Source organism: Mycobacteroides immunogenum, assembly GCF_001605725.1.
GTDB lineage: Bacteria > Actinomycetota > Actinomycetes > Mycobacteriales > Mycobacteriaceae > Mycobacterium > Mycobacterium immunogenum.
Genome location: NZ_CP011530.1, coordinates 1,123,658 through 1,140,562, shown reverse-complemented (window position 1 = coordinate 1,140,562; position 16,905 = coordinate 1,123,658). Strand labels below are relative to the sequence as shown.

The following is a 16,905-nucleotide window of genomic DNA, read 5'->3' as shown; positions in this document are numbered from 1 at the left end:
TGCCAACTGAACAGAACACCGTGGTGACATCCGTCGCGTGGAGCCACCACGGTTGACGCACACCCAGCCAGCGGGCGCCGTCACTAGATCAGTCGCACGGACGTAGCCAAAAGTTCCCGCAACGTATTTGCCGCACTACTCGCCGAGTCTGCGTCTCGCGACGTTTTTGGCCCTGAAACCGTCGTAGGGCGCAGACTCGCCGCATCAAGCAGGAATCGCGCTGAGCTGCCAGCCCCCGGTTCCGGTCAACTCCAGCCGCGACTGATGGTGGCGATCGATGGTCGAGCGGTGACCCACGCTGACCACGACACAGTCGGGCAGCCGCTCCCGCACCAGCGCATACATCGCGTCCTCGAGCCCCTCGTCCAGCGCCGAAGTCGACTCATCGAGGAACACCACCGTGGGGCGCACCAACAGCACCCGGGCGAAGGAGACCCGCTGCTGCTCCCCCAGCGAGAGCACGGCGGCCCAGTCCGCTTCGTCGTCCAGGCGGTCGCTGAGATGGCCCAGGGAGACATCGCGCAGCGTCTGCGTAAGATCCTCGTCCGAAACATCCTGCACCGGAAGCGGGTACACGACGGTCTCGCGGAGATTGCCCAACGGCAGATAGGGCAGCTGCGGCAGAAACAGTGTCGCCCAGCCGTCGGGACGTGCCACCAGACCCGAGGTCTGCGGCCACAGCTGGGCGAGGCTGCGTAGCAGGGTGGTCTTGCCGCATCCCGACGGGCCCTTCACCACGACGCTGCCGCCGGGCGTGAGTGCGAGATTCAGGTCGGTGATCATGCTGTTTCCCTGCAGGTCTCGTACCTGCACATCGGTGAGGGTCAGGGTGTCGACGGCATCGGCGACGGCGATGCGGGGCAACTCACGGGCCCGATGGTCGCTGTCCAGCATCTGATCGATACGCAGCAGCGCAGCCCGGTAGACGGTGAACTCGTCATAGCTGTCCCGGAAGAACGACATTGCACCGCAGACGTTTCCGAAGGCCGCGACGGTCTGCAACAGATCGCCGACCTTGATCTGCCCGGCGAAGAATCGCGGCGCCTGCACGATGTACGGGATCATGCCGGTCGTCACGTCTCCGACACCACGGTTCCAGCCGTTGAGCCGCAGTTGGGCGAACACGATGCGCCACATATTGGCGATGATCTCGTCGAAACGCGAATGCAGCAGCCGCCGTTCGCGTTCCCCACCGCGATAGAACGCCACCCGCTCGGCGCTGTCTCGCAGGCGCACCAGCGCGTACCGGAAGCTAGCGCCGAATCGTTCGTTCAAGAAGTTCAGGCGCACCAGCGGCCGGCCGATCCAGAACGCCAGCACAGTCACCGTGATGGAGAAGACGAACGCGATGAACACCATGGCCCGCGGAATCTCAAATCCCCACAGCAGCAGCGGGCCCGAGAGCTGCCACAACACCCCGGTGAACATGACGATCAGCAGGGTCTTGTTCACCGCGCCGAGCACCAGATCCACCGACCTGGTGGTGTGGGTCTCGATATCGTTCTGAATCCGCTGATCCGGGTTCTCGACCGGCGGATTCAGAAAGCGGTTGCGATAGAAGGCATCCTTGCTCATCCAGTCATCGACAAGCCGGGTATTGAGCCACACCCGCCACCGGATGGCGAAGACCCTGCGCAGGAACAGGTCCACCACCGTGTAGGTCACGGTGAGCACCACCAGGACCCCGCTGATCGCGAACGAGGTGAAGAACGCCTGCCGCGCGTCGGCCAGTAGCGCGGAGTCATGCGTGACGAGCGCCTCCGAGCCGACCTGCAGCGCGTTCATCAGGTCCTTGTACTGATACGTGAAGATGACCGCGACGCGTGCCATGTACACGGTGTGCCACATGACGAAGGCCAACAGCGCCCAGGTGCGCCAGGTGTCACGCCCCCAGAAGAAGGGTGCGTTCACCCGCCAGAACTGCTGTCCCCACTGGGTAAAACGCACGATGGCCACGGCCACCGCAAGGAAAACCACCATGGTGACGGCCCAGGCCTGCAGGGTCCACACCAGCGAGCGCAATGGCTCGCCCGGCCAATCCAAACTGGGCTGAACCATCGGCTCCCCCTCTTATTGCGCCCTAGTGAGCGAAGTGGCGTGCTCCAGTGGTGTACAACGTGATTCCCGCTGCCTTGGCGGCATCGGTCACCAGCTCATCGCGCATGGAACCGCCCGGGTGCACGATCGCGCGCACCCCGGCCTGCGTCAGCACCTCCAGCCCGTCGGGGAACGGGAAGAAGGCATCCGAGGCGGCCACCGCGCCGGTGACCCGGTCTCCGCCGCGCGAGACCGCCAGCCGTGCGGCGTCGACCCGGTTGACCTGGCCCATACCCACGCCGATGGTGGCTCCGCCCGCGGCGATGACGATCGCGTTGGACTTGACAGCCCGCCCCGCCTTCCAGGCAAAAGCCAAGTCCGCCAGAGTTTCCGAGTCGGCAGCGGCACCGGCCACCAGGGTCCAGTTGGCCGGATCATCGCCCTGCGCGTCGAGCGCGTCGCGCTCCTGCACCAGCAGTCCGCCACTGATATGACGCCACTCGGTGCTGCCGGCTTCGGGTGGTGTGGCACGCAGGAGGCGTACGTTCTTCTTACGGCTCAGCACCTCGACCGCCCCGTCGGCGTATCCCGGCGCCACGATCACCTCGGTGAAGATGTCGGCTACCCGCTCGGCCATCTCCACGCTTACCTCGCGGTTCACCGCGATCACACCGCCGAACGCACTCAACGGATCGCATTCGTGGGCCTTGAGGTGCGCATCGGCAATCGAGATGTCCGACACCGCGATACCGCAGGGGTTGGCATGTTTGATGATCGCCGCGCACGCCTTGTCTTGATCCCAGGCGGCGCGCCAGGCGGCGTCGGCATCGGTGTAGTTGTTGTACGACATCTCCTTACCGTGCAGCTGCTCGGCCTGCGCCAGGCCGTGCCCCTGAGCACCGACGTACAGCGCTGCCCGCTGATGCGGGTTCTCGCCGTAGCGCAGTACCGCTGAACGGTTCCAGGTTCCCCCAAGCCACGACGGCAACTCGGCGTCCTCGGGTTCGGCCACCCCGGACAACCAGCTCGCGACCGCCACGTCGTACTCCGCAGTGTGCCGGAAAGCTTTGGCCGCCAGCACCTTTCGCGCCTCCAGGGTGAATCCTCCGGCACCGACCGCAGCCAGCACCTCGCCGTATGAGGCGGGGTCGACGACAACGGCCACACTCGGGTGGTTCTTGGCCGCCGCACGCACCATCGAGGGGCCGCCGATGTCGATCTGTTCCACGCACTCGTCCTCGGAGGCGCCCGACGCCACCGTGGCGGCGAACGGATACAGATTGACCACCACCAGCTCGAAGCCCTTGACGCCCAACTCTTCGAGCTGGGTGAGGTGCTCCTCGCGACGCGTATCGGCCAGGACGCCCGCATGCACGTGCGGGTGCAGGGTCTTCACCCGACCGTCCAGCACCTCCGGAAATCCGGTGACCTCTTCCACGGGTGTAACCGGGATGGATGCGGCGGCAATGGTTTTCGCAGTGGACCCGGTGGACACCAGCTCCACGCCGGCGGCGTGAAGTCCGCTGGCGAGCTCCTCGAGTCCGGTCTTGTCATAAACACTGATCAATGCCCGCCGTACGGGTCGCTGCGTACTCACTTGATGGAGGCCCTTCTTCCGTTCCATATCAAACCCCTGGTGGCCACCGCGGCCAGTACATCTACCAGTAAGGCTCGTTCCACTACTTTGATGCGTTCGTGCAGGCTCGCCTCGTCGTCATCCCGGTGCACCGGGACGGCCTGCTGGGCAAGGATCGGTCCGGTGTCCATGCCGGCGTCGACCAGATGCACCGTGCAACCGGTGACCTTGACGCCATGGGCCAGGGCCTCCGGCACCGCATGCGCGCCCGGAAAGGACGGCAGCAGCGCCGGATGGGTGTTGATCACCCGTCCCAGGAACTGCGAAAGGAACTGGGATCCAAGAATCTTCATGAATCCGGCGGAGACCACGAGATCGGGCCGGTGCGCCGCGGTGGCCTCGGTGATCGCGGCGTCCCATTGTTCGCGGGAATCGTGATCTCCAAGGCGGACCGTGTAACTGGGAAGTTGCGCGTCGGCGGCGATATCGAGAGCCGCGCATTGTCGGTCGGTGCCCACCGCCACGATCCGTGCGGGAAAATCGCCGGTGGCCGCGTCGAGCAGCGAACGGAGCAGGGTTCCGGTGCCGGATGCCAGGACCACAACCCGCGCAGGAGCAGAGGGCGCGACCTCGACCGGCTGACCGGTCGATGAGCCGCTTGCGCGAAGAGGATCGGGTTCCGACACGCCGCTGAGCGTAGCCGGACTGGTCACTTGGTCGGTTCCGGAGGGTCGCTGGGGTCGATCTCGGGATCGCCCTTCGGCTCGGTTTCGGGTTCCGGCTCGGGTTCTGGTTCGAGCTCCGGCTCCAGTTCTGGTTCTGGTTCTGGCTCCGGCTCGGGTTCTGGTTCGAGTTCCGGCTCTGGCTCGGGTTCGGGCTCGGGGGCCCGCTGAGCCCGGGCCCTGGCGGGCAGGCGCGTCGCCCCGCCCAGCATGAACACCGTCAACAGACCGATGACCAAGAACCAGAAGAACACTCCGGGGCCGAATGTGCCCTGGTCGATGCCGAGGCGACCGAAGTTCCCCAGCTGTCCCCCGGCCAGCTTGCCCACGATCGCCAGGAAGGTTGCCGCGAGCAGGGCAGCCGTCACCACTTTATGGATCGCGGTGGGCCATGGCACCGGATGGCGCGCGCACTGCTGGCCGACCGCCACCCCGGATGCCGCACCGATGATCATCAGGGCCACCCACGCCGGACCAAGAGGCGGTGTGGGGACAGCCGCCAGGATGGGCACCGCCGGCAGCTGGCCGCCGAACACCGCGAAGGCGCTGAAGGTCGCGGTACCCACGTGCGCGCTGGAGCCGACCGCCAATGCGCAGGACCCGAGAATCACGTTGGGTGCGTAGAGGATCGCCAACAGCGTCAAGCTCAGCTGACCCACGAAGTCGTTGGTCACCGAGTACAGCTGATCCATGGTCGCCCAGTGGACCACCAGCGATCCGGCGGTAACGGCCGCGGACAGCCCGAACAGCGCGAGCACGCCCGCGACGGCACCACGCGCCGCATCTACGGGCCACGACGGCAGCTCCAGGGTTAGGGCGAGCCGCTTGCCGACCCGTATCACGACACCGGCAATCGCACCCACCGAGTGCACGCCCAGAACGGACCCGAAGGCTCGCAAAGCGTTCGGCGACTGCAGCTGCGTCAGCACCGTCGACGCGTCATGGATGACCGCCAGCGCTATTGCCGTCATGAGCAGCGGTCCGGCAAGTGCCGAGGCGATCACCCATCGAATCACGTACCACGAGGCGGTCGGGACGATCGTCGAGGCCACGGTGCGGGCGACGCCCCACACCATCGCCGCCGTCGGCAGCAAGGGCAGCACCTCGATGATCCGCCCACCGATGGAGATCGGTACCAGGTGCGTGCCCAGCCACATGCTGGCCACCGCACCGAACGTCCCGGTCATGTCGCTGTTGGCGATCACCAACTGCACCAAGACGATTGCCGCAATGATGACCAACGCAACTGCTGACGGGCCAAAGGCAACCGTCAGCAGTGCGCGAGCCTGTGCGGGATTGGCGCGCGAAGTTTGATTCACGCGCCGATCACGGCAGTAAACACCGTCTTAGTTGGAAGGACGCGAGGTGCCGAACAGATCGTCACCACTGGCAGAAGCGGAAGCACCGCTGGCGCCTGCGCCGCTCTGCTGCTCACCACCGGCTGCCTGACCCGCGGCCGCACCGAAGGTGGGGTACTGCTGGGTCGGCTGCGAGGAACCGGCTGGCTGCGACGGAGGCGTGAACCCCGAGCTGCTGAAACCCTGCGGCGGAGTGGCCGGCGCCGACTGCGGCTGCTGCTGGCCGTAGCCGCCGTACGACGGCTGAGCCGCGGGCGCGGACTGCTGCTGGCCGTAGCCGGGAGCCGCCTGCGCGCCGCCCTGGCCGTAGCCCTGCGCGGGCTGCTGCTGACCGAAGCCCTGCTGCTGGCCGTAGCCAGGAGCCTGGCCGTAACCCTGCGCCGGAGCCTGGCTCTGCTTGGGCAGCTGCTGCTGCGGCTGCTGCTGTGCCGGGGTGTAGTAGCTCTGCTGGGGCTGGTACTGGCTGCCAAAGGGGTTGGTCGCCGGCGCAGCGGTCTTGGCCTTGATCACACCCACCTCGCTGAGCAGCGAGTACACCGACACGGCGGCCTGCAGGCCGGACACCACGGCGAGCGTGATCAGGCCCCAACCGATGCCGACCTCACCAACGGCGGCCGCGAACGGGTTGCCGAACAATCCACCGAGTACGAAAAGGAATCCGACGATCGACAGGATCGCCACGGGGCCCTGCTTGTCGTCCTTGCCAGACAGCAGCGAGACACCCGCGGTCAGACCGGCAATCAGCAGGGCGAACTGAGCGAATCCGAAGACCGGAGACAGGGCCAGCAGGTCGAACCCGCCAAAGCTGCCCGACGTTCCGGAGCTCGCCTTCCCGGTGTAGAACGGCCCGAAGCCGGCGATGAAGCCGATCAGGCTCAGCACCAGAACACCACCGGGCAGGTAAACCCCCAGCGCGCCCGTGTTGGGCTCGGCCACAAAGGACGGGGTGCCGTACGGGTTGGACGGCTGCGCGGGCTGGTATCCGGGCCCACCGGTCGAATACGTCATTACATCTCCTACATCACGGTTTCGGTCGTGGTCTCGGGGTGGATCGCCTCCACGCTACTGCACCCGGCGCCGGTACGGACGCAGACAAGGCCAGACACGGCGGGTGCGGCACCCGTTAGCTCAAAACCGGCACTCGGTATTCGCTGAGGGTTTCCTGAGAGTCGGCGGCTTCGAGCTCGCGGACCAGTGGCAGCACCTTCGCGCCGAAGTATTCGATCTCCTCCTGGAAGTGCAGGAACCCACCCAGTATCAGGTCCACACCGCGGCGCCGGTACGCGACGATCCGCTCGGCGATCTGCTCGGGTGTGCCGATGAGCTGGGTACGGAATCCGTCGTTGTATTGCACGAGGTCTTCGAACGAGGAATCCGCCCACATTCCCTTCTTGTCACCGGTGGCCGAACCTGCCTGCTGCACCGCCGCACGGAAGCCCTCGACGGCGGGGCGATTGGCCTTGGCGACGATCTCGCGCAGCACTTCGCGCGCTTCGGCTTCGGTGTCCCTGGCAATGATGAATCCGTTGAGCGCGATGTTGACCTCACGGTCGACCGTGCGTGCGTGGTCCCGGACCTCCACAATCTGGTCGGTGATACCCGCGAAGTCCTTGCCGTTGGAGAAGTACCAGTCGGAGTACAGGCCGCCGTTGCGGCGGGCAGCCGTCGAGTTACCGCCCTGGAACAACTCGGGGGTGTGCAGCGGCTTGGGCTTGAGGGTGAAGTCGTGAATCCGGTAGAAGTCGCCCCGGAAGTCGACATCGTCCTCGGTCCAGATCTTGCGCAGCACTTGGAGGAATTCGGCGCTGCGCCGGTACCGCTCGTCATGTTCCAGCCAGGGTTCGCCCAGGTGGGTGAACTCGTCCTTGAACCATCCGGAGACCACGTTGACCGCGAAGCGGCCGCCCGAGAGATGGTCGGCGGTCGCACCCAGTTTCGCGAGCACACCCGGCTGCCACAGCCCGGGGTGCACCGCGGCGATCACTTTGAGCCGCTCGGTGGCCAACAGCAGCGCGAGCGAAAAGCTGGTGGATTCGTGTTGGAACTCGGCGCCGTAGCTAGCCTCGTAACGTACCTGGGTCAGCGCGTATTCGAAGCCGTTGTTCTCGGCCGTGCGCGCCAGCTTGACGTTGTAGTCGTAGCCCCAATCCGTGCGCTGTTCGATGGTGCTGGTAACCAGCCCGCCGCTGACGTTGGGGACCCAGTAGGCGAATTTGACGTGGTCGGAGATCCGTTCGGTCGTCATGAGGGTATGCAAACAGCGAACCCGTGGGGTGGTCATCCGTCTGACTCACCGTGATCCGTTCCCCACGCGATTCGGCACCCACCCTCGACAACAAAACTGGAACACGTTCTAATTGGTGGATGGACTACGGGCTCGTTCTGTTCACCAGTGACCGCGGCATCTCGCCGGCCATCGCCGCCAAGGCCGCCGAGGACGGCGGGTTCAGCACCTTCTACGTTCCCGAACACACCCACATCCCGGTCAAGCGCGAGGCCGCCCACCCCGGCACCGGTGGAGCCGAGCTGCCCGACGATCGCTACATGCGCACCCTGGACCCCTGGGTGTCCCTGGGCGCCGCCTGCGCGGTCACCTCGAAGATCCGGCTCGCCACCGCGGTGGCCATCCCCGTCGAGCACGACCCCATCACCCTGGCCAAATCGATTGCCACCCTTGACCACATGAGCGGCGGGCGAGTCACCGTGGGCGTCGGCTATGGCTGGAACACCGACGAGCTGGCCGACCACAATGTTCCCGCCGGGCGCCGCCGCACCATGCTGCGCGAGTACATCGAAGCGATGCGCAAGCTCTGGGAAGAGGAAGAAGCCAGCTACTCGGGCGAATTCGTCAACTTCGGCCCCAGCTGGGCCTGGCCCAAGACCGTGCAGAAGCACGTGCCGGTGATCGTGGGCGCGGGCGGCACCGAGAAGAACTTCAAGTGGATCGCCAAGAATGCCGACGGCTGGATGTCCACCCCGCGCGACGAGGACATCACCGGAAAGATCTTGGCGCTCAAGGCGGAATGGCAAGCGGCCGGGCGCGACGGCGACCCGCTGATCTACGTGCTGGCGGGCAAGCCCGACCCCGAGCAGCTGGGCGCGTGGCGCGAGCTGGGGGTCACCGAGGCGATCTTCGGGATGCCCGATCGCTCCGAGGAAGAGGTGCGGGCGTACATCGAAAGGCTGTCCGGAAAACTCGCCGCGTTCGCCTAAGCCCCCGCCTTCATCCCTGATACTGGGCACGGACCGCCTGCGCCGCGCCGCGGACGTCATAGTCGTAGGTGCCGGGTCGATCCAGCACCACGGGGATGTGACTCAGGAACGGGTTGTCCATGTCGCGGCGCTGATTGTGAACCCGTGACCCGTGCTGAAAACGCGCGGTCCGGTCCTGACGTAACCGCTGGTACAGGTGTAGCCGCTCTGGGACCTCGGCGCCTGACACACCCTCCAGCAGGGTGGCCAATGCCATCGCGTCCTCGATAGCCGAGTTGGCACCTTGCCCCAGCAACGGAAGCATGGGGTGTGCGGCATCGCCGAGCAGCACAAGCCGATTGGTGTGCCACTTACGCAGCGGCTCCCGGTCGTACAGCGCGTAGCGCAGCACTTCGTCGACCTGATCCAGAATCGCGCGCACCACCGGGTCCCATCCGTCACCGAATTCGGCGCGCAGCTGCACCGGATCACCTGGCAGAGTCCAGGATTCCTCGATCTCGCCATCCGCGGGGACCACCGCTACAACATTCAGGAGCCGCCCCCGCCGCAGGTGATAGATCCGCATAAAACGCTCGTGGCCGAGCCAGTCCTGCGAGGAGCCGACCGGTATCTGGGGCGCCACCTCCGCGGGCAGCACTAACCGATAAGCCATTCGGCCCGAGAAGACGGCCTCCCTGGCATCGGTGACATACCGCTGCAAAGTGGAGTGAATTCCGTCAGCGGCCACCACCAGGTCCGCCCGGATTTCGTCGCCGTTGGCGAACTTCACCACGGCACCGGAGGCATCCTCCGCGTAGCCGACCGCCGCATTGCCGGTATGCAGCGTCTCGGGAGGCAGTTGAGCGACCAAGATGTCGACCAGGTCAGGGCGGTAGACACCACATCCGGTGAAACCTTCGCGGTCGACCACGCCACCGTCTGCACGGCGGTAAACGGTGTCCTCCAACGGAGAACCGGCCATAGTGACCTTGTCGAGGAATCCCAGTTGGTCATACACCCGCAAGCCGTTGGGCTGCAGGCTGACGCCGGCCCCAACTTCGCCAAACTCGGACGACTTCTCATACACGTCAACATCTAATCCCGTGGCACGCAATGCGATTGCCGCAGATAGCCCGCCAATTCCGCCACCAATCACGGCAACCCGCGGGCTCGCGTTCCGATCCTTGACCATTCTTTCCCGCCTTTCAGATTGTCGTACCAATCGGTACATTTATACGTACGATAAATGTACCTGGCGGTACAGTCAAGTCGTGGCCCGAACACTCGACGTCGAAAAACGTGACGCGCTGCTGAGATCCGTCATCGGATACCTGGAAACTCATGGAGTCAACGACCTTTCACTGGCCCCGCTGGCGGAAGCCATCGGAACCAGCAAACGAATGTTGCTCTACTACTTTGGCGACAAGAGCGGCCTGCTGACGCAGGCACTCGACGCCAGCAGGCCTAACGTCAGCGACTTCCTTCACGAGGTCGACAGCCCCGAGCGCCTCACGGAGGCGTCCATGAGCATCTGGCACGCGCTGACTCGCGGACACCGCCACCGCGCGGTTCCGGTACTGCTGCAAGTGCTGTCGTTGGCGGGCACCGATCCCGATACCTTCGGCACCTACGCCCGCCATGCCGTCGAGGCGATGGTTATCCCCCTCGCCCAGGCGTGCGAGTCGGCGGGTATTCCGCCGCGAGAAGCGCCCACACGGGCCACCCTCCTGGTGTCCGGCCTGCGCGGCCTGGCGCTGGATCTGGTGGTCACCGGCGACCGCGAACGTCTCGATGCGGCAGCCAAATTACTGATCGCCGCCGCGATCCATGGGGGCGGCAAATAGAACCCACGGGTGGCTCCCAAAAACGACAAGGCCCCGTCCGGCGAACCGAACGGGGCCTTGCGCTAACGAATTACAGGCTCTGCAGGATCTCGCGTGCCAGCTTGGCGGTCTCGGACGGCGTCTTGCCGACCTTCACACCGGCGGCCTCAAGGGCCTCCTTCTTGGCCTGAGCGGTGCCCGAGCTGCCGGAGACGATCGCGCCGGCGTGGCCCATGGTCTTGCCCTCGGGGGCGGTGAAGCCCGCGACGTAGCCGACGACGGGCTTGGACACGTTGGCCTTGATGTAATCGGCCGCGCGCTCCTCGGCGTCGCCGCCGATCTCACCGATCATCACGATGATCTTGGTCTCCGGGTCCTTCTCGAACGCCTCGATGGCGTCGATATGGGTGGTGCCGATGACCGGGTCGCCGCCGATGCCGATGGCGGTCGAGAAACCGAAATCGCGCAGCTCGTACATCATCTGGTAGGTCAGGGTGCCGGACTTGGACACCAGACCGACCGGACCGGTGCCGGTGATGTTGTTCGGGGTGATACCCACCAGGGCCTCACCGGGGGTGATGATGCCGGGGCAGTTGGGCCCGATTATGCGGGTCTTGTTGCCCTTCTCGATGTTGTAGGCCCACGCGTATGCGCTGTCCTGCACCGGGATTCCCTCGGTGATGACAACCAGCAGCGGGATCTCGGCGTCGATGGCCTCGATGATGGCGTCCTTGGAGAAGGCCGGCGGCACGAAGGCGATCGACACGTCGGCGCCGGTCTCCTTGATGGCCTCGGCGACACTGCCGAATACCGGCAGCTCGACGTCGTTGCCGTCTTTGTCCTTATGCGACACGGTGGTTCCGGCCTTGCGGGCGTTGACGCCGCCGACGACCTGAGTACCGGCCTTGAGCATCAGCGCGGTGTGCTTGGTGCCTTCGCCGCCGGTGATGCCCTGGACGATGACCTTGGAATCCTTGTTCAGAAAGATAGACATTGATTCAAGCTCCCTTACTTGCTCGCCAGCTCGGCGGCCTTGTCGGCACCGGCGTCCATGGTCTCGGCCTGGATCACCAGCGGATGGTTGAACTCGGCCAGGATCGCCCGTCCTTCTTCGACCTTGTTGCCGTCGAGACGGACCACCAGCGGCTTGCTGGCGGCGTCGCCGAGGGTCTTGAGGGCGCCGACGATGCCGTTGGCCACCGCGTCACACGCGGTGATGCCGCCGAAGACGTTCACGAAGACACTCTTGACCTGCGAGTCACCCAGGATGACGTCAAGACCGGCGGCCATCACCTCGGCCGAGGCGCCACCGCCGATGTCCAGGAAGTTGGCGGGCTTCACGCCGTTGTGGTTCTCGCCGGCGTAGGCGACGACGTCCAGGGTGGACATGACCAGTCCAGCGCCGTTACCGATGATGCCGACCTGACCGTCGAGCTTGACGTAGTTGAGGTCGTGCTCCTTGGCCTTGAGCTCCAGCGGATCGGTGGCGTCCTTGTCCTCGAACTCGGCGTGGCCGGGCTGACGGAAGTCGGCGTTGCCGTCCAGGGTCACCTTGCCGTCCAGGGCAAGGATCTGGTTGTCGGGGGTACGCACCAGCGGGTTGACCTCCACCAGGGTGGCGTCCTCACCGACGAACACCTCCCACAGCTTCTGGATGGTCACTGCGGCGGAATCCAGCACCTCGGCGGGCAGCTTGCCCTTCTCGGCGATCTCACGGGCCAGCGCCAGATCGACACCCTTGACGGCGTCAACGGGCACCTTGGCCAGCGCGTCGGGGTTCTCCTCGGCGGTCACCTCGATCTCCACGCCGCCCTCGACCGAGCACATGGCCAGGTAGGTGCGGTTGGCGCGGTCCAGCAGGAAGGAGATGTAGTACTCCTCGGCGATATCGCTGGCCTCGGCGACGAGGATCTTCTTGACGATGTGGCCCTTGATGTCCAGGCCCAGAATGTTCTGTGCGTGAGTGAAAGCGTCATCGGGGGTGGCGGCGTACTTCACGCCACCGGCCTTGCCACGTCCACCGACCTTGACCTGCGCCTTGATCATCACCGGCTTGCCGATTTCTTCGGCGATCGCCTTGGCGTCCTCGGCGGTGGTGGTAACCCGGCCCGGCGTCGTCGGCACGTTGTGCTTAGCGAACAGCTCCTTGGCCTGGTACTCGAAAAGATCCATCTAGCTAGCCCATCTTCCTCATCGAACGTCGGGGTCGGCACTATTGCATTAGCGACTGTATCCAAGGCCACAGCAAGGCCCTTCACTACTTCTGAGTAAGTGGCCGATTTCACCACCTGGTCAGTCACAGAATTCATCGACTGGTCATCCGCCAGTAGGACTCGAACACGTCTGCAACCGGTTTCAGTTCGGTCACGGGGGCTCGCCATATGGCCGTGATCTGTGGTGAGGTAGCCCCTGCGAGATTCGGCAACGATGCCCGGGCTCGGGAGCCCTATCAGCGACTTCGTGACGCAAGTCACATTTATATGCGTATCCGCGCATTGAGTTGCGGCCCCCATCGCCCAACCGTTACCTTCTCTTGGGTTAGATCACGTTTTGGTCACGTGAAGTCGTGACGTCGAACGGAAGACTGGCAGGGTTTTGACACAGCATCGAGTGATACGCACGCGTGGTGGTCGGAGCGCGGAACTAAGCGAGAACGAGATCACCAACATCGTGCCGATCGACGAGTTCGGCCTGAGTGACGCGCTGGAACGCCCCGAACTTGAGGACTACGACGTCTACGAGGACGCCCCGGAAGAGGGCGCCGAGACCGAACCCCAGGCCGCCGCAGAGCAGCTAGAGCAGGACTGGGAAGAAGACACCGACGAGGCCGACCGGATTCGCGCCTCCATTGAGGCCACCGCCGACTGGTTCGCCGCCTCTGCCGCACGCACCCGGGACCCGCGTGACACTCCCACCGACAAGCTGCCCAGGATCAGCAGCGGAGGCGTGCACCGCCGCCGCGAGATCGGGCAGGTAGGCAAGACTCGCCTGGCGCTGGCCGCCATGGCCGCCGGTGCCGCCGCGGCCGCTGGATACAACGCGCTGAGCGAGCACGACGCCGCGACGGCCGCCGATCATCACAATCTGGCGCTGGGTACCTCCGCGACGGTGATGGCCGCCCACGGCCCGCAGTTGGTCTCCGCCCCGCTGGCGACCGACGCCTCGGTCACCGACGAGCAGCTGGCGAAGGCCAACGCGTTCGCGACCGAACGTGCCGACCGCGAGAAGCGGCTGCTGGCTCCGCGCTTCGTGATGCCCACCAATGGCACCTTCACCTCCGGCTTCGGTTACCGCTGGGGCGCCCTGCACGGCGGCATCGATATCGCCAACAGCATCGGCACCCCGATCGTGGCCGCCGCGGACGGCGTCGTCATCGCGACCGGTCCGACCGCCGGTTACGGTGCCTGGGTGAAGATCCGTCACTCGGACGGCACCGTCACCCTGTATGGCCACATCAACACCTGGGAGGTCGCGGTCGGCCAGCGGGTGATGGCGGGTGACCGCATCGCCACCATCGGCAACCGTGGTAACTCCACCGGTCCGCACCTACATTTCGAGGTGCTGCTGGGTGGTTCGCAGCGCATCGACCCGCAGGGCTGGCTGGCCAACAAGGGCCTCACCTTCACCCGCTTCGGCGACTAGTCATAACTCGTTCAACGCCGAGTGTGAGCACCACTGCTCACACTCGGCGTTTTTGTCGCACCAGCGCTCACACTCGATAGGCACCCCCTAGGGGGTGCCCAACGCGGCATCTTCTTCACCAAGTTCGGCGATTAGAGCTTCTGCACGGGCGCGAAGTTGTGCATCAACTTCACGCGGCCCTCACTGCCGAAGTCGATGAGCGACGTGGCGCTCTCGCCGACACCGGTGACCTCCATGACCTTGCCCAGTCCGTATTTGTCGTGGCTCACCCGATCACCCGGCTCCAGGACCACCAGCGGCTTGGTGCGCTTCTTGGAGGGAGCGCCCAACGAGCCGCCACCCCCACGTGATCCCCCGGATCCATAGCCGCCGCCACCGTAACTGCCGGCACCGGTCGCGATTCGTCCCGGCAGCGGATCGGTGCGCCGCCAGTCGATGAGCTCTTGCGGAATCTCCTGCAGGAAGCGGGATTCCGGATTCATCATGGGCTGACCCCACGACGAGCGCACCTTGGCCCGGCTCAGGTACAGACGCTGACGCGCGCGCGTGATCCCGACGTAGGCCAACCGCCGCTCCTCGGCCAGCTCCACTGGGTCACCCAGCGCCCGCATGTGCGGGAACATGCCGTCTTCCCAGCCGGTCACGAAGACCACCGGGAACTCCAGCCCCTTGGCGGTATGCAGCGTCATCATGGTGACGACGCCGGCACTGGACTCGGGCAGCTCGTCGGCGTCGGCGACAAGCGACACCCGCTCCAGGAAGGCCTCAAGGCTGCCCGGGGGCGCACCGACATCCTCATCATCAACCGGCACATCTTCCCCGGCCGCCTGCGCGTTGGCCGCGTCGGCACTGAATTCATGTGCGACGCTGACTAATTCGTTGAGGTTGTCGAGCCGTGCCAACTCCTGCGGATCGCTGCTGTTCTCCAGCTCGTAGCGGTAACCGGTGTGGTTCAACACGGCCTCCACCACATCACCGATATCGGGCAGCGCCCCTGGATCATCGGTGCGCAGGGTGACTCGGATCTGGTCGAGCATGTCCATGAAGGCTGCGATTGCCTTCTCGGAACGAGAGTTCAGCATCGCGACCTTGCCCGCGGCGGCATCGGCAAGCGCCTCGCCGAAGCCGATGCCATTGGTCTCGGCGTGGACGGCGACGCAGGCCTCGGCCCGGTCGCCGATGCCACGGCGCGGGGTGTTCAGAATCCGCCGCAGGCTCACCGCATCGCCCGGGTTGGTCAGCACCCTCAGGTAGGCGACGATGTCGCGGATTTCCTTGCGCTCGTAGAACCGCACTCCCCCAACAACTTTGTACGGAATACCGGTGCGGATGAAGATCTCTTCCAGCGACCGGGAGTTGTTGTTGGTGCGGTAGAACACCGCCACATCGCCGTAGTTGGCATCGCTGCGATCGAAGAGCCCGTCGATCTCGCGGGCGATGAAGGATGCCTCGTCGTGTTCGTTGTCCGCGACGTAGCCGACGATCAGCTCGCCTTCACCCGAATCGGTCCACAGCCGCTTTTCCCGGCGGTTCGCGTTCTTGGCGATGACCGAGTTCGCCGCACTCAGTATGTTCTGCGTGGATCGATAATTCTGTTCCAGCAGAATGGTTTTCGCATTCGGGTAGTCGCGCTCGAACTCCTCGATATTGCGGATGGTCGCGCCACGGAAGGCATAGATGGACTGGTCGGCATCGCCCACCACGCACAGCTCTGCCGCTTCCGGGCCATCCGGGTCCACCGTGCGGTCGACGTGAGCTCCCACCAGCTCACGGACCAGCACGTACTGGGCGTGGTTGGTGTCCTGATACTCGTCGACCAGGATGTGCCGGAACTTACGGCGGTAGAACTGCGCGACCTGCGGGAACTGTTGCAGCACCGTCACGGTCTCGCCGATCAGGTCGTCGAAGTCCAAGGCATTGGCCGCACGCAAACGCCGCTGGTACTCGCCGTACACATCGGCCACGATCTGCGGAAGCTCCCCACGCAGATCGCCTTCCGTACCGTCAGCGGTCAAGTTGGCCACCGCCTGCTCGGGAGAGATCAGCTCGTTCTTCAAATTGGAGATCGCGGTGGCCAGGAGCCGTGGCGAGTAGCGCTTGATGTCCAGGCCCATATCGCGGCCGATCATCTGCAGCAGCCGCCGCGAGTCGTCGGAGTCGTATATCGAGAAGTTGGAGTTGAGTCCGGGCAGCAGCGAGGCCTGGTTACGCAGGATGCGAACGCAGCTGGAGTGGAATGTCGACACCCACATCGAATTCGCTCGCCGGCCGACAAGGTTGGCGACGCGCTCGCGCATCTCGGCCGCCGCCTTGTTGGTGAAGGTGATGGCCAGGATCTGGCCCGGGCTCACGTCCCGCGCGGCCAGCAGATACGCGATGCGACGGGTCAACACCGCGGTCTTCCCGGATCCGGCGCCGGCGACGATGAGCAGCGGCGAGCCCTCATGCGCGACGGCAGCGCGCTGCTGCGGGTTCAGGCCGTCGAGCAGAGCGTCGCTGGAGGAGGCACTCGAGTCGCCGGGCATATCAAAAAGTGCAGGTTCGGAAAGATTCGC

At 65.2% G+C, this 16,905-nt stretch carries 13 protein-coding genes; 3 read left to right on the top strand and 10 right to left on the bottom strand.

Going from position 1 to position 16,905, the window contains the following annotated elements; genetic code table 11:
- Positions 1 to 204: 204 nt before the first annotated feature.
- From ABG82_RS05670 to sfnG, 6 genes are all read right to left on the bottom strand, one after another.
- Complete coding sequence (locus tag ABG82_RS05670; protein ID WP_043078762.1) at positions 205 to 2,058, bottom strand: ABC transporter ATP-binding protein/permease; 1,854 nt, start codon at positions 2,056 to 2,058, stop codon at positions 205 to 207.
- 22 nt (positions 2,059 to 2,080) lie between these two features.
- On the bottom strand, positions 2,081 to 3,661 hold the full coding sequence (gene purH, locus ABG82_RS05665) for a bifunctional phosphoribosylaminoimidazolecarboxamide formyltransferase/IMP cyclohydrolase (RefSeq protein ID WP_078343514.1): 1,581 nt from the start codon (positions 3,659 to 3,661) through the stop codon (positions 2,081 to 2,083).
- Complete coding sequence (purN, locus tag ABG82_RS05660) at positions 3,631 to 4,326, bottom strand: phosphoribosylglycinamide formyltransferase (protein WP_043078764.1); 696 nt, start codon at positions 4,324 to 4,326, stop codon at positions 3,631 to 3,633. Before purN ends, purH begins: the two co-directional genes overlap by 31 nt.
- Complete coding sequence (locus ABG82_RS05655) at positions 4,323 to 5,654, bottom strand: cell division protein PerM (RefSeq protein WP_043078765.1); 1,332 nt, start codon at positions 5,652 to 5,654, stop codon at positions 4,323 to 4,325. The genes purN and ABG82_RS05655 overlap by 4 nt, the downstream gene beginning before the upstream one ends.
- 27 nt (positions 5,655 to 5,681) lie before the next feature.
- On the bottom strand, positions 5,682 to 6,701 hold the full coding sequence (locus tag ABG82_RS05650; RefSeq protein ID WP_043078766.1) for a DUF5336 domain-containing protein: 1,020 nt from the start codon (positions 6,699 to 6,701) through the stop codon (positions 5,682 to 5,684).
- 115 nt (positions 6,702 to 6,816) lie between these two features.
- Entirely contained in the window at positions 6,817 to 7,938 is a 1,122-nt protein-coding gene (gene sfnG, locus ABG82_RS05645) for a dimethylsulfone monooxygenase SfnG (RefSeq protein ID WP_043078767.1), read from the bottom strand.
- A gap of 119 nt (positions 7,939 to 8,057) precedes the next feature.
- Here sfnG and ABG82_RS05640 point away from each other — a divergent pair, with 119 nt between their 5' ends.
- Entirely contained in the window at positions 8,058 to 8,906 is an 849-nt protein-coding gene (locus tag ABG82_RS05640; RefSeq protein WP_043078768.1) for an LLM class F420-dependent oxidoreductase, read from the top strand.
- Between the two features lie 10 nt (positions 8,907 to 8,916).
- Here ABG82_RS05640 and ABG82_RS05635 read toward each other — a convergent pair whose 3' ends face one another.
- Complete coding sequence (locus ABG82_RS05635; protein WP_052511056.1) at positions 8,917 to 10,077, bottom strand: FAD-dependent monooxygenase; 1,161 nt, start codon at positions 10,075 to 10,077, stop codon at positions 8,917 to 8,919.
- A gap of 79 nt (positions 10,078 to 10,156) precedes the next feature.
- Here ABG82_RS05635 and ABG82_RS05630 point away from each other — a divergent pair, with 79 nt between their 5' ends.
- Complete coding sequence (locus tag ABG82_RS05630; RefSeq protein ID WP_043078769.1) at positions 10,157 to 10,729, top strand: TetR/AcrR family transcriptional regulator; 573 nt, start codon at positions 10,157 to 10,159, stop codon at positions 10,727 to 10,729.
- 70 nt (positions 10,730 to 10,799) lie between these two features.
- On the opposite strand, the gene sucD is transcribed toward ABG82_RS05630, so the two are convergent.
- Positions 10,800 to 11,702, bottom strand: coding sequence for a succinate--CoA ligase subunit alpha (gene sucD, locus ABG82_RS05625; RefSeq protein WP_043078770.1), 903 nt, complete (start codon positions 11,700 to 11,702; stop codon positions 10,800 to 10,802).
- A gap of 14 nt (positions 11,703 to 11,716) precedes the next feature.
- On the bottom strand, positions 11,717 to 12,880 hold the full coding sequence (sucC, locus tag ABG82_RS05620) for an ADP-forming succinate--CoA ligase subunit beta (protein WP_005066355.1): 1,164 nt from the start codon (positions 12,878 to 12,880) through the stop codon (positions 11,717 to 11,719).
- 423 nt (positions 12,881 to 13,303) lie between these two features.
- Between sucC and ABG82_RS05615 the strand changes: the two genes are divergently transcribed.
- Positions 13,304 to 14,350 (top strand): M23 family metallopeptidase, encoded by a 1,047-nt coding sequence (locus ABG82_RS05615; RefSeq protein WP_043078771.1) that lies wholly within the window; start codon positions 13,304 to 13,306, stop codon positions 14,348 to 14,350.
- Positions 14,351 to 14,481: 131 nt separating this feature from the next.
- Here the strand turns inward: ABG82_RS05615 and pcrA are convergent, their stop codons facing one another.
- Entirely contained in the window at positions 14,482 to 16,839 is a 2,358-nt protein-coding gene (gene pcrA / locus ABG82_RS05610; RefSeq protein ID WP_162269232.1) for a DNA helicase PcrA, read from the bottom strand.
- Between the last annotated feature and the right edge of the window lie 66 nt (positions 16,840 to 16,905).